This is a genomic window from Mesorhizobium sp. L48C026A00 (assembly GCF_000502375.1).
Taxonomy (GTDB): domain Bacteria; phylum Pseudomonadota; class Alphaproteobacteria; order Rhizobiales; family Rhizobiaceae; genus Mesorhizobium; species Mesorhizobium muleiense.
Genome location: NZ_AYWU01000007.1, coordinates 328,589 through 340,917, shown reverse-complemented (window position 1 = coordinate 340,917; position 12,329 = coordinate 328,589). Strand labels below are relative to the sequence as shown.

The window sequence follows — 12,329 nt, the reverse complement described above, 5'->3', positions numbered from 1 at the left end:
AGAGAAGCTGCGCTTCGCCATCCGTGAAGGCGGCCGCACCGTCGGTGCCGGCATCGTCGTCACCATCAAAGAGTAATTTGGACTTAAACCGATCTGTCGCGGGCGCTGCCCGCGCCGCGCCAGAACAAGGAAGTGACGCATGAACGGACAGAATATCCGCATCCGCCTGAAGGCGTTTGATCACCGGGTGCTTGACGCCTCGACGCGGGAAATCGTGTCGACGGCCAAGCGCACCGGCGCCAACGTCCGCGGCCCTATTCCGCTGCCGACGCGGATCGAAAAGTTCACGGTCAACCGGTCGCCTCACGTCGACAAGAAGAGCCGCGAGCAGTTCGAGATGCGCACGCACAAGCGTCTGCTCGACATCGTCGATCCGACCCCGCAGACGGTCGACGCTTTGATGAAGCTCGATCTTGCCGCCGGTGTCGACGTCGAGATCAAGCTCTAAGGAACCAGAGCGGCGGGGCGACCCGGAACTCTGAAGGAACAAGAGGCGTGGAGGGGCGAAAGCCCCGACAGGGAACTCTGAAGGAACAAGAGGCGTGGAGGGGCGACAGCCCCGACAGGGAACTCTAAAGGAATGAACCGATGCGTTCAGGTGTGATTGCAAAGAAGGTGGGAATGACCCGCATCTACAACGATGCCGGGGAACATGTTCCCGTCACCGTTCTCCAGATGGAGAACTGCCAGGTCGTGGCGCAGCGCACGCAGGAGAAGAACGGCTATACCGCCGTCCAGCTCGGCGTTGGCCTTGCCAAGGTGAAGAACACGTCGAAGGCGATGCGCGGCCATTTCGCGACCGCTTCCGTCGAGCCGAAGGCCAAGGTTGCCGAGTTCCGCGTCTCCGCCGATAACATGATCGATGTCGGCGCCGAGATCACCGTCGATCATTTCGTCGTCGGCCAGAAGGTCGATGTGACGGGAACCACGATCGGCAAGGGTTTCCAGGGCGTCATCAAGCGGCACCACATGGGCGGCGGCCGCGCGACTCACGGCAACTCGGTCTCGCACCGTACGCACGGCTCGACCGGCCAGCGCCAGGACCCGGGCAAGGTGTTCAAGGGCAAGCATATGGCCGGCCACATGGGTGACACGCGCGTCACCACGCAGAATGTCGAGGTCGTCTCGACCGATGCCGATCGCGGTCTGATTCTGATCCGCGGCGCGGTTCCCGGTTCGAAGGGCGCCTGGATCCTGGTCCGTGACGCGGCCAAGGTTGCGCTGCCGGCCAATGCGCCGAAGCCCGCCGCAATCCGCGCCATTGCAACCAGTGATGGCGCCAAGAACGATGCCCCGGCCACAGTAGATGCCCCGGCCACAGAGGGAGCGGAATAATGGACCTCAAGATCACAACGCTTGGCGGCAAGGACGCCGGCAAGGTGAAACTCTCCGAGGAGATTTTCGGCCTTGATCCGCGCGAGGACATCCTGCAGCGCGTCGTACGCTGGCAGCTTGCCAAGAAGCAGCAGGGCACGCACAAGACCAAGGGTCGCGCCGAGATCGCCCGCACCGGCGCCAAGATGTACAAGCAGAAGGGTACGGGCCGCGCCCGTCACCATTCGGCACGCGCTCCGCAGTTCCGCGGCGGCGGCAAGGCCCACGGCCCGGTCGTCCGCAGTCACGAGCACGATTTGCCGAAGAAAGTGCGTGCGCTGGGCCTCAAGCATGCGCTCTCGGCCAAGGCCAAGAGCGCCTCGCTCGTCATCATCGATGAGCTGATGCTGACCGAGGCCAAGACCAAGGCGCTGATCGCGAATTTCGCGACGCTGGGCCTGTCCAACGCCCTGCTGATCGGCGGCGCCGAGCTCGACAAGAATTTCAAGCTGGCGGCGACGAACATCCCGAACATCGACGTGCTGCCCATCCAGGGCATCAATGTCTACGACATTCTGCGCCGCGGCACGCTGGTCCTTTCGAAGGCCGCCGTCGAGGCTCTCGAGGAGCGCTTCAAATGACCGACCTTCGTCACTACGACGTGATCGTCTCGCCGGCGATCACCGAAAAGTCGACCATGGCTTCCGAGCAGAACCAGGTCGTCTTCAACGTCGCCAAGAAGGCGTCGAAGCCGGAAATCAAGGCTGCCGTCGAAGCGCTGTTCGGCGTCAAGGTGATGGCCGTGAACACGCTTGTCCGCAAGGGCAAGATCAAGCGCTTCCGCGGCACGATCGGCCGCCAGAGCGACGTCAAGAAGGCGATTGTGACGCTGGCCGACGGCCAGTCGATCGACGTCGCGACGGGTCTCTGAGCAAGACCGCGAGGACAACAGACATGGCACTGAAAAAATTCAACCCGATAACGCCGAGCACCCGCCAGCTGGTCATCGTCGACCGCTCGGGCCTCTACAAGGGCAAGCCCGTCAAGGGCCTGACCCAGGGCCTGACCAAATCGGGCGGCCGCAACAATTACGGCCGCATCACCGCCCGCTTCATCGGCGGCGGTCACAAGCGTACGTACCGCATCATCGACTTCAAGCGCCGCAAGTTCGACATTGTCGGCACGGTCGAGCGTATCGAATACGATCCGAACCGCAGCGCCTTCATCGCGCTGATCAAGTATGACGATGGCGAGCTGTCTTACATCATCGCTCCGCAGCGCATTGCTGCCGGCGACAAGATTGTGGCCGGCGAAGCGGTCGACGTGAAGCCGGGCAATGCAATGCCGCTGGCCTCGATGCCGGTCGGCACGATCGTCCACAACATCGAGCTGAAGCCGGGCAAGGGCGCCCAGGTTGCCCGTTCGGCTGGCGGTTATGCCCAGCTCGTCGGCCGCGACCAGGGCATGGCGATCCTGCGCCTGAACTCCGGCGAGCAGCGTGTCGTCCACGGCTCGTGCATGGCCACTGTCGGCGCCGTGTCCAACCCGGACCACGGCAACATCAATGACGGCAAGGCAGGCCGTACGGTGTGGCGGGGAAAACGTCCGCACAACCGCGGCGTGACCATGAACCCGGTCGACCATCCGCACGGCGGCGGCGAAGGCCGCACCTCGGGTGGCCGCCATCCGGTTTCGCCTTGGGGCAAGCCGACCAAGGGCAAGAAGACGCGGTCCAATAAGGCGACCGANCTTTCCCTACACGACGCTCTTCCGATCTGAAAGGCCCCTTCATCGACGGCTACCTTCTCAAGAAGGTGGACAAGGTTCGTGAAGGTGGTCGCAATGAGGTGATCAAGATGTGGAGCCGTCGCTCCACCATCCTGCCGCAGTTCGTCGGCTTCACCTTCGGTGTCTACAACGGCCAGAAGCACGTTCCCGTTTCGGTGAACGAGGACATGGTCGGCCACAAGTTCGGTGAATTCGCTCCGACCCGGACCTATTACGGTCACGGCGCGGATAAGAAGGCGAAGAGGAAATAATCATGGGCAAGGCCAAAGCTCCGCGCAGGCTTGCTGACAACGAAGCGCGCGCCGTGTTGCGCACGATCCGTATCAGCCCGCAGAAGCTGAACCTGGTTGCCGCGCTGATCCGCGGCAAGAAGGTCGCGACAGCGCTTTCCGATCTCGAATTCTCGGCCAAGCGGATTTCCGGCACGGTCAAGAAGACGCTGGAATCGGCGATCGCCAACGCGGAAAACAACCACGACCTCGACGTCGATGCGCTGATCGTGGCGGAAGCCTATGTCGGCAAGTCGATCGTCATGAAGCGGTTCCATGCCCGTGGCCGTGGCCGCGCCAGCCGTATCGAGAAGCCGTTCTCGCACCTCACGATCGTCGTTCGTGAAGTCGAAGAAAAAGTGGAGGCCGCATAATGGGCCAGAAAATCAATCCGATCGGTCTGCGTCTCGGCATCAACCGCACCTGGGATTCGCGCTGGTTCGCCAACACCGGCGAGTACGGCAAGCTGCTGCATGAGGACATCAAGATCCGCAAGTATCTTGAGAAGGAACTCAAGCAGGCTGCGATCTCGAAGGTCGTGATCGAGCGTCCGCACAAGAAGTGCCGCGTCACCATCCATGCGGCGCGTCCGGGCCTGATCATCGGCAAGAAGGGCGCCGACATCGAGAAGCTTCGCAGGAAGCTGATGGAGATGACGAAGTCCGAGACGCATTTGAACATCGTCGAAGTGCGTAAGCCCGAGATCGACGCGACGCTGGTCGCCCAGTCGATCGCCCAGCAGCTCGAGCGCCGTATCGCGTTCCGCCGCGCCATGAAGCGCGCCGTGCAGTCGGCGATGCGCCTTGGTGCCGAAGGCATCCGCATCAACTGCGCCGGCCGTCTCGGCGGCGCCGAGATCGCGCGCATGGAATGGTATCGCGAAGGTCGCGTGCCGCTGCATACGCTGCGCGCCGACGTCGACTACGGCACGGCCGAAGCACACACCGCCTACGGCATCTGCGGTGTCAAGGTCTGGGTGTTCAAGGGCGAAATCCTCGAGCACGACCCGATGGCTTCGGAGCGCCGCGCCACCGAGGGCGATCATGCGCATGGCGGTGGTGGTGAGCGCGAACGCGGTCGCCGTCGCGAAAACGCCTGAGACAGTTGAGAATTTGGAGTTAGAACGATGCTGCAGCCAAAGCGCACAAAGTTCCGCAAGCAGTTCAAGGGTCGTATCCACGGTGCCGCCAAGGGTGGCACCAATCTGGATTTCGGCGGTTTCGGGCTGAAGGCGCTTGAGCCGAACCGCGTCACCGCGCGTGAGATCGAGGCGGCCCGCCGCGCGATCACCCGCGAGATGAAGCGCGCCGGCCGTGTCTGGATCCGTATCTTTCCGGACGTGCCGGTGACGTCGAAGCCGACCGAAGTCCGCATGGGCAAGGGCAAGGGCGCGGTCGATTACTGGGCGGCGCGCGTCAAGCCTGGCCGGATCATGTTCGAGATCGACGGCGTCAATGAGGAAACCGCCCGTGAGGCGCTGCGTCTCGGCGCGGCCAAGCTCTCGGTCAGGACGCGCTTCGTACAGCGCATCGCAGAATAAGGACGGGCTGATCATGAAAGCCGAAGACATCCGGACCAAGACCCAGGACCAGCTGACCGACGAGTTGGCCAGCCTGAAGAAGGAGCAGTTCAACCTGCGCTTCCAGAAGGCCACCGGCCAGCTCGAGAAGACCGCGCGCGTGAGGCAGGTCCGCAAGGACATTGCGCGTATCAAGACCATCGCTGCGGAAAAGTCCGCGGCTAAGAAGGCTTAAGGACGAAAACCATGCCAAAGCGCATTCTGCAGGGCACCGTCGTCAGCGACAAAAACGAGAAGACGGTTGTCGTCAAGGTCGAACGGCGCTTCACGCATCCCGTGATGAAGAAGACCGTGCGCATGACCAAGAAGTACAAGGCGCACGACGAGAACAACGCCCACAAGGTCGGCGATCAGGTGTTCATCCAGGAATCGAAGCCGATTTCCAAGGACAAGCGCTGGACCGTCGTGTCTTCGGACCAGGCGTAAACAACGAATTTTGGACAGACCGGGGAGGGGCTTTGCGCCCGTCCCGTTAGAAGAGAAGAAGGCGGCCAGTCATGATTCAGATGCAAACAAACCTCGACGTCGCGGATAATTCCGGCGCCCGTCGTGTCATGTGCATCAAGGTGCTGGGCGGCTCGAAGCGGAAATACGCTTCCGTGGGCGACATCATCGTGGTGTCGATCAAGGAAGCCATCCCGCGCGGCCGCGTCAAGAAGGGCGATGTGATGAAGGCGGTCGTGGTTCGCACGGCCAAGGACATCCGCCGCCCGGACGGCAGCGTGATCCGTTTCGACAAGAACGCGGCCGTTCTCGTCGACAACAAGAAAGAGCCGATCGGCACGCGTATCTTCGGACCGGTTCCGCGCGAACTCCGCGCCAAGAACCATATGAAGATCATCTCGCTCGCGCCTGAAGTGCTGTAAGGAGCCGGACCAATGCAGAAGATTAGAAAAGGCGACAAGGTCGTCGTGCTGGCCGGCAAGGACAAGGGCCGTTCGGGCGAAGTCCTCTCGGTACAGCCGAAGGAAGACACCGCGCTGGTGCGCGGCGTCAACATGATCCGTCGTCACCAGAAGCAGTCCCAGTCCCAAGAGGGCGGGATCATCACCAAGGAAGCGCCGATCCAGCTGTCGAACATCGCGCTGGCCGACCCCAAGGATGGCAAGCCGACCCGTGTCGGCTTCATCTTCCAGAAGGACGGCAAGAAGGTGCGCGTCGCCAAGCGCTCGGGAGAAGTCATCAATGGCTAAGGCTCAAACCAAGCAGGCGACTGCCCAGAACACGCCGCGCCTCAAGCAGGTCTACAACGAGACCATCCGCAAGGCGCTGCAGGAGCAGTTCGGCTACGAGAACGAGATGCAGGTTCCGCGCATCGACAAGATCGTGCTGAACATGGGCGTCGGCGAAGCGACCGGCGATTCGAAGAAGCCTTCGATCGCGGCGGAAGATCTTGCGCTGATCGCCGGCCAGAAGGCCGTCGTCACGCACGCGCGCAACTCGATCGCCGGCTTCAAGGTCCGCGAAAAGATGCCGATCGGCGCCAAGGTCACGCTGCGCAAGGAACGCATGTACGAGTTCCTCGACCGCCTCGTGAACATCGCGCTGCCGCGCGTCCGCGACTTCCGCGGACTCAATCCGAAGAGCTTCGATGGCCGTGGCAACTATGCCATGGGCATCAAGGAACACATCGTGTTTCCGGAGATCAACTACGACAAGGTTGATCAGATCTGGGGCATGGACGTCATCGTTTGTACGACTGCGAAGACGGACGACGAAGCCAGGGCATTGCTCAAGGCCTTCAACTTCCCCTTCCGCCAGTAACGGCAGCGAGAAAAGGAAAAATCTGAAATGGCAAAGACCAGCTCAGTCGAGAAGAACAACAGGCGCCGCAAGCTTGTGGACCAGTACGCTGCCAAGCGTAAGGTCCTCAAGGCGATCATCATGGATCAGTCCAAGCCGATGGAAGAGCGCTTCCGCGCTCAGCTGAAGCTTGCGGCACTGCCGCGCAACTCGGCCAAGATCCGCATCCGCAACCGCTGCGAAGTCACCGGACGTCCGCGTGCCTATTATCGCAAGCTCAAAGTATCGCGCATCGCGCTTCGTGATCTCGGCAACAACGGCCAGATCCCGGGCCTGGTCAAGTCGAGCTGGTAAGGAGGACATAACATGTCATTGAGCGATCCTCTCGGCGATATGCTGACCCGCATCCGCAACGCCTATGGCCGCAAGAAGTCGAGCGTTTCGACGCCGGCCTCGCGCCTGCGCACCCGCGTCCTCGACGTGCTGAAGGCGGAAGGCTATATCCGCGACTACAGCCAGACCGACTTCGACAACGGCAAGTCCGAAATCGAGATCGAGCTGAAGTATTTCGACGGTGCGCCGGTGGTGCGCGAAATCGCCCGCGTCTCGAAGCCGGGCCGTCGCGTTTACGTTTCGGCGAAGTCGATCCCGCACGTCGCCAACGGCCTCGGCATCGCCATCCTTTCGACGCCGAAGGGCGTGATGGCCGACCACGAAGCGCGTGAACAGAATGTCGGCGGGGAAATCCTCTGCCAGATCTTCTGATCTGGAGCGCGATCCCGAACCGAACCACGCAGTGAAAAGTGGAACCCGGATTCGCACAAGATCACGCTCGAAACAGAGACCTGAAACAAGAGAAATGACGAGGACAACAAAATGTCTCGTATTGGAAAGAAACCCGTTTCGCTGCCGCAGGGCGTGACCGCGACCGTCGACGGCCAGACCGTCACGGCGAAGGGCCCCAAGGGTGAGCTGAAGTTCGTGGTCAACGACGAAGTGCTGGTCAAGATGGAAGGCAGCGAGATCGCTGTCCAGCCACGCGACCAGACCAAGACCGCCCGTTCCAAATGGGGCATGTCGCGCACGCAGATCGTCAACATCCTGCAGGGCGTCAAGGACGGTTTCGAAAAGAAGCTCGAGATCACCGGCGTCGGCTATCGCGCCGCCATGCAGGGCAAGAACCTGCAGCTGGCGCTCGGCTTCAGCCATGACGTCGTCTACGAAACGCCGCAGGACATCACCATCACCGTGCCGAAGCCGACGGAAATCACCGTGACCGGCATCGACAAGCAGAAGGTCGGTCAGGTCGCTGCCGAGATCCGCGAATATCGCGGTCCTGAGCCGTACAAGGGCAAGGGCGTTCGTTACGCTGGCGAGAAGATCGTCCGCAAGGAAGGCAAGAAGAAGTAATTTCGTCAATGGTGAATGGTGAATGGTAAAATGGCAGTAGGATGGGCAGGAGCCGGGCGGCACCTGGTTTCTACCTTTCACCATTTTTCCATTCACCATTCACTGCAAATCAACGCCGCGGGGAGCGGTCGCGGGAGGCTTGTCCTACCGCACAGGGTTGCCCCCGTTTTTTGAAGGCAAGGAACTTATATCATGGGCTCGAAAGACTCCACCCAACGCCGCGCTCAGCGCGTCCGCCGCCAGATCAAGAAGGTCGCTGGCGAGCGTCCGCGTCTGTCGGTCCACCGCACGTCGAAGAACATCTACGTCCAGGTCATCGACGACGCCAAGGGCCACACCATCGCTGCCGCCTCGACGCTGGAGAAGGACCTCAAGGGTTCGCTCAAGACCGGTGCCGACACTGCCGCCGCTGTGGCGATCGGCAAGCTGATTGCCGAGCGCGCTTCGAAGGCCGGCGTCAAGGAAGTCGTCTTCGACCGCGGACCGTACATCTATCACGGCCGCGTCAAGGCGCTGGCCGAGGCCGCCCGTGAAGGTGGCTTGAGCTTCTAAAGCATGATCCCGAACCGGAGGTCAGCGCAGCAATAAGTTGCAGACTTTTCGGATAAGATCATGCGAAGGGAAAAATGAGTTTCGCTCCCGGCAACCCACAGAGGGAACCGGATATCATCATCAACCGTGCTTCCGGAAAAAAACAAGGAACAGGATATGGCACAGGAACGTAGGGATGGCGGCCGCGGCCGTGATCGCGAAGAGCGCGACGACGGCATGGTGGACAAGCTCGTCCACATCAACCGCGTCGCCAAGGTCGTCAAGGGCGGCCGGCGCTTCGGCTTTGCAGCACTCGTCGTCGTCGGCGACCAGAAGGGCCGTGTCGGCTTCGGTCACGGCAAGGCGCGCGAAGTGCCAGAGGCGATCCGCAAGGCGACCGAATCGGCCAAGCGCGACATGATCTTCGTGCCGCTGCGCTCGGGCCGTACGCTGCATCACGACGTCGAAGGACGCTGGGGTGCCGGACGCGTTCTGCTGCGCGCTGCCAAGCAGGGTACCGGCATCATCGCCGGCGGCCCGATGCGCGCCGTCTTCGAGACGCTCGGCATGCATGACGTGGTCGCCAAGTCGATGGGTTCGTCGAACCCCTACAACATGGTTCGCGCCACCTTCGACGCGCTGAAGAGCCAGATGCATCCCAAGGATGTGGCTGCCGCGCGCGGCATCAAGTATTCGACCCTTCAGGCCCGCCGCGGCACCGCCGTAGCGGCCGAAGAATAGTCGACGCTGACCAGGGATATTGACCATGGCCAAGAAAGCAACCAAGACCATCACCGTCGAGCAGATCGGTTCGCCGATCCGCCGGCCGAAGGAGCAGCGCGCGACGCTGGTCGGCCTCGGCCTCAACAAGATGCACAAGCAGCGCACGCTGGAGGACACCCCCTCCGTGCGCGGCATGATCGCTGCCGTCCAGCATCTCGTCCGCGTCGTGGACGAGGGCTGAACCAGAGCGCAGGAGAACTCAGATGAAACTCAACGATCTGCGTGACAAGGACGGCGCGACGCATTCCAGGAAGCGTCTCGGCCGCGGCATCGGCTCCGGCTCGGGCAAGACCGCCGGTCGCGGCGTCAAGGGCCAGAAGGCGCGCTCCGGCGTCGCCGTCAACGGCTTCGAGGGTGGCCAGATGCCGCTCTATCGGCGCTTGCCGAAGCGTGGCTTCAACAACATCTTCGCCAAGAGCTTTGCCGTCGTGTCGCTGGCCCGCATCCAGGCTGCGCTCGATGCCAAGAAGCTCGACGCCAAGACGACCGTGACCGCCGAAGCGCTGGTCGCGGCCGGCGTCATCCGCCGCGTCAAGGACGGCGTGCGCATCCTCTCCGACGGCGAGATCAAGTCGAAGCTTGCCTTTGACGTGGCCGGCGCCTCCAAGGCTGCCGTCGAGAAGATCGAAAAGGCCGGCGGTTCGGTGAAGCTGCCGGAAAAGGCAGCAGCCGAGTAACGGCGATTTGAAGCGCGATCGGCAAGAGCGGGACACGTTTCGCTTTTGATTGCGCTTTGATCCGATCAATATGGCGGCCGCGTCAACGCGGCCGCTTGCATGTTTGCAGTCCGGAGCTTATCTCGTGAGCTTCGGTGACACGCGCCGCCTGAGTTGCGGGCCATCGAGCGTGACCAAGCGGAGAATCAGGCATGGCTTCGGCTGCTGAACAACTAGCCTCGAATCTGAATTTCTCGGCCTTCGCCAAGGCGGAGGATCTGAAGAAGCGCATCTGGTTCACAGTTGGCGCGCTGCTCGTGTACCGCCTCGGCACCTATATCCCGCTGCCCGGCATCAATCCCGACGCTTTCGCCCAGGCCTTCTCGTCGCAGAGCAAGGGCGTGCTTGGCATGTTCAACATGTTCGCCGGCGGCGCCGTCGAGCGCATGGCGATCTTTGCCCTCGGCATCATGCCCTATATCTCCGCTTCCATCATCATGCAGCTGATGACCTCCGTCATCCCGTCACTGGAGTCGCTGAAGAAGGAAGGCGAGCAGGGCCGCAAGGTCATCAACCAGTATACTCGCTACGGCACCGTGCTTTTGGCGCTGGTCCAGGCCTACGGCATTGCGGTCGGGCTGGAAGGCGGCAGCGGCATCGTCAGCGATCCCGGCATGTTCTTCCGCATCTCGACCGTCATCACGCTGGTCGGCGGCACCATGTTCCTGATGTGGCTCGGCGAGCAGATCACCGCCCGCGGCATCGGCAACGGCATTTCGCTGATCATCTTTGCCGGCATCGTCGCTGGCCTGCCGCAAGCCATCTCCGGTACGCTGGAACTTGGCCGCACCGGCGCGCTGTCGACCGGCCTGATCCTGGCGATCATCGTTCTTGCCGTCGTCGTCATCGCGCTGATCGTGTTCTTCGAGCGCGCCCAGCGGCGCTTGCTGATCCAGTATCCCAAGCGCCAGGTCGGCAACCGCATGTTCCAGGGCGACACCTCGCACCTGCCGCTCAAGCTCAACACGGCCGGCGTCATTCCGCCGATCTTCGCCTCTTCGCTGCTGTTGCTGCCGGCGACGGTCGCCGGCTTCTCGCAGACGACCAACATGCCAGCCTGGGCCAGCACCGTCCTGGCGGCACTCGGTCATGGCCAGCCGCTCTACATGGCGTTCTATGCGGCGATGATCGTGTTTTTCGCCTTCTTCTATACGGCGATCGTCTTCAACCCGAAGGACACCGCCGACCAGCTCAAGAAGCATTCGGGTTTCATTCCGGGCTACCGTCCGGGCGAGCGCACCGCGGATTACATCGACTATGTCCTTACCCGCATAACTGTCGTCGGCGCCATTTATCTGGTGCTGGTGTGTCTGCTGCCCGAGTTCCTGATTTCAGCGACTGGCGTACCATTCTACCTCGGTGGCACATCGCTTCTGATCGTGGTCAGTGTAACGCTCGACACGGTGGCGCAAATTCAGGGTCACCTGATCGCGCACCAGTATGAGGGCCTGATCAAGAAGTCGAAGCTGCGCGGGGGGAAGAAGGCCAGATGAGGTTGATATTGCTTGGGCCGCCAGGGGCGGGCAAGGGGACACAAGCACAAAGACTGGTAGAAAAATACGGCATACCCCAACTCTCTACGGGCGATATGCTGCGCGCTGCTGTCCAGGCCGGCACCGAAGTCGGCAAACGGGCCAAGGCGGTGATGGACGCTGGCGAACTGGTTTCCGACGCCATCGTCAACGCTATCGTCGCCGAGCGTATCGATCAGGCCGATTGCGCATGGGGATTCATCCTTGACGGATATCCGCGAACCCTGGTGCAGGCGGACGCGGTTGAATCGATGCTCTCGGCTCGCCGCCTCACTCTCGACGCCGTCATCGAACTTGTCGTCGACGACAAGGCGCTGGTTGGCCGAATCGGCAAGCGCGCCGAAGAGGCCAAGGCCGCGGGTCTGCCGGTGCGCAAGGACGACAATCCGGCGGTGTTCGAAGAGCGCCTGAAGGAGTACTACAAGAAGACGTCGCCGCTGATCGGCTACTACTATGCCAAGGGCAAGCTGAGAGGTGTCGACGGCATGGCCGACATCGATGCGGTGACGCGGCAGATCGAAGCTGTGCTCACGGCTGCGACCCCAGTGGCGGCGCAAGGGTCTGCGTACGGAAAATAAACGATTACGCTTGACTGGAGCGGTTCGCTGGGGTATGGCGGCCCGTCTTCCTATCAGGCACGAGGCTTGCTTGCCCGCAAGGGCAA

The 12,329-nt window shown here is 62.0% G+C and carries 21 protein-coding genes and 1 pseudogene; all 22 read left to right on the top strand.

Annotation, left to right across the window (positions count from 1 at the left end; all coding sequences use genetic code 11):
• Positions 1-76 (top strand): annotated as a pseudogene (locus tag X738_RS82650) (EF-Tu/IF-2/RF-3 family GTPase); the annotation flags it as partial.
• A gap of 63 nt (positions 77-139) precedes the next feature.
• Complete coding sequence (gene rpsJ / locus X738_RS58225) at positions 140-448, top strand: 30S ribosomal protein S10 (protein ID WP_006205468.1); 309 nt, start codon at positions 140-142, stop codon at positions 446-448.
• 140 nt (positions 449-588) lie between these two features.
• Entirely contained in the window at positions 589-1,335 is a 747-nt protein-coding gene (gene rplC / locus X738_RS58220; RefSeq protein ID WP_023799295.1) for a 50S ribosomal protein L3, read from the top strand.
• Positions 1,335-1,955, top strand: coding sequence for a 50S ribosomal protein L4 (gene rplD / locus X738_RS58215; protein ID WP_023799294.1), 621 nt, complete (start codon positions 1,335-1,337; stop codon positions 1,953-1,955). Before rplC ends, rplD begins: the two co-directional genes overlap by 1 nt.
• Positions 1,952-2,245, top strand: coding sequence for a 50S ribosomal protein L23 (locus tag X738_RS58210; RefSeq protein ID WP_010909275.1), 294 nt, complete (start codon positions 1,952-1,954; stop codon positions 2,243-2,245). Before rplD ends, X738_RS58210 begins: the two co-directional genes overlap by 4 nt.
• Positions 2,246-3,355: 1,110 nt before the next feature.
• Positions 3,356-3,745 (top strand): 50S ribosomal protein L22, encoded by a 390-nt coding sequence (gene rplV / locus X738_RS58195; protein ID WP_023799292.1) that lies wholly within the window; start codon positions 3,356-3,358, stop codon positions 3,743-3,745.
• Positions 3,745-4,470: a 30S ribosomal protein S3 gene (gene rpsC / locus X738_RS58190; protein WP_023799291.1), complete on the top strand. Its 726-nt coding sequence runs from the start codon at positions 3,745-3,747 to the stop codon at positions 4,468-4,470. The genes rplV and rpsC overlap by 1 nt, the downstream gene beginning before the upstream one ends.
• 27 nt (positions 4,471-4,497) lie before the next feature.
• Positions 4,498-4,911, top strand: a complete 414-nt coding sequence (rplP, locus tag X738_RS58185; protein WP_023799290.1) for a 50S ribosomal protein L16 — start codon at positions 4,498-4,500, stop codon at positions 4,909-4,911.
• Between the two features lie 13 nt (positions 4,912-4,924).
• Complete coding sequence (gene rpmC / locus X738_RS58180; RefSeq protein WP_023799289.1) at positions 4,925-5,125, top strand: 50S ribosomal protein L29; 201 nt, start codon at positions 4,925-4,927, stop codon at positions 5,123-5,125.
• A gap of 11 nt (positions 5,126-5,136) precedes the next feature.
• Positions 5,137-5,376, top strand: coding sequence for a 30S ribosomal protein S17 (rpsQ, locus tag X738_RS58175; protein ID WP_023799288.1), 240 nt, complete (start codon positions 5,137-5,139; stop codon positions 5,374-5,376).
• 71 nt (positions 5,377-5,447) lie between these two features.
• Complete coding sequence (gene rplN / locus X738_RS58170) at positions 5,448-5,816, top strand: 50S ribosomal protein L14 (protein ID WP_006205457.1); 369 nt, start codon at positions 5,448-5,450, stop codon at positions 5,814-5,816.
• Positions 5,817-5,828: 12 nt separating this feature from the next.
• Positions 5,829-6,143 carry a 50S ribosomal protein L24 gene (gene rplX, locus X738_RS58165; protein WP_013531428.1) on the top strand — a complete coding sequence of 105 codons (315 nt, stop codon included), beginning with the start codon at positions 5,829-5,831 and terminating at the stop codon, positions 6,141-6,143.
• Positions 6,136-6,714, top strand: coding sequence for a 50S ribosomal protein L5 (gene rplE / locus X738_RS58160; protein ID WP_023799287.1), 579 nt, complete (start codon positions 6,136-6,138; stop codon positions 6,712-6,714). The genes rplX and rplE overlap by 8 nt, the downstream gene beginning before the upstream one ends.
• Positions 6,715-6,741: 27 nt before the next feature.
• Positions 6,742-7,047: a 30S ribosomal protein S14 gene (gene rpsN / locus X738_RS58155; RefSeq protein ID WP_023799286.1), complete on the top strand. Its 306-nt coding sequence runs from the start codon at positions 6,742-6,744 to the stop codon at positions 7,045-7,047.
• Positions 7,048-7,059: 12 nt separating this feature from the next.
• Positions 7,060-7,458, top strand: a complete 399-nt coding sequence (rpsH, locus tag X738_RS58150; RefSeq protein WP_006205453.1) for a 30S ribosomal protein S8 — start codon at positions 7,060-7,062, stop codon at positions 7,456-7,458.
• 111 nt (positions 7,459-7,569) lie between these two features.
• Positions 7,570-8,103: a 50S ribosomal protein L6 gene (rplF, locus tag X738_RS58145; RefSeq protein ID WP_023799285.1), complete on the top strand. Its 534-nt coding sequence runs from the start codon at positions 7,570-7,572 to the stop codon at positions 8,101-8,103.
• A 192-nt stretch (positions 8,104-8,295) separates the two neighbouring features.
• On the top strand, positions 8,296-8,655 hold the full coding sequence (gene rplR / locus X738_RS58140) for a 50S ribosomal protein L18 (protein ID WP_023799284.1): 360 nt from the start codon (positions 8,296-8,298) through the stop codon (positions 8,653-8,655).
• A gap of 156 nt (positions 8,656-8,811) precedes the next feature.
• On the top strand, positions 8,812-9,375 hold the full coding sequence (rpsE, locus tag X738_RS58135) for a 30S ribosomal protein S5 (RefSeq protein WP_006333394.1): 564 nt from the start codon (positions 8,812-8,814) through the stop codon (positions 9,373-9,375).
• A gap of 25 nt (positions 9,376-9,400) precedes the next feature.
• Complete coding sequence (gene rpmD / locus X738_RS58130; protein ID WP_006205449.1) at positions 9,401-9,598, top strand: 50S ribosomal protein L30; 198 nt, start codon at positions 9,401-9,403, stop codon at positions 9,596-9,598.
• Positions 9,599-9,620: 22 nt separating this feature from the next.
• Positions 9,621-10,094 carry a 50S ribosomal protein L15 gene (gene rplO, locus X738_RS58125; RefSeq protein WP_023799283.1) on the top strand — a complete coding sequence of 158 codons (474 nt, stop codon included), beginning with the start codon at positions 9,621-9,623 and terminating at the stop codon, positions 10,092-10,094.
• A gap of 191 nt (positions 10,095-10,285) precedes the next feature.
• Positions 10,286-11,626 carry a preprotein translocase subunit SecY gene (secY, locus tag X738_RS58120; RefSeq protein WP_023799282.1) on the top strand — a complete coding sequence of 447 codons (1,341 nt, stop codon included), beginning with the start codon at positions 10,286-10,288 and terminating at the stop codon, positions 11,624-11,626.
• Complete coding sequence (locus X738_RS58115) at positions 11,623-12,243, top strand: adenylate kinase (protein ID WP_023799281.1); 621 nt, start codon at positions 11,623-11,625, stop codon at positions 12,241-12,243. The genes secY and X738_RS58115 overlap by 4 nt, the downstream gene beginning before the upstream one ends.
• Positions 12,244-12,329: the final 86 nt, after the last annotated feature.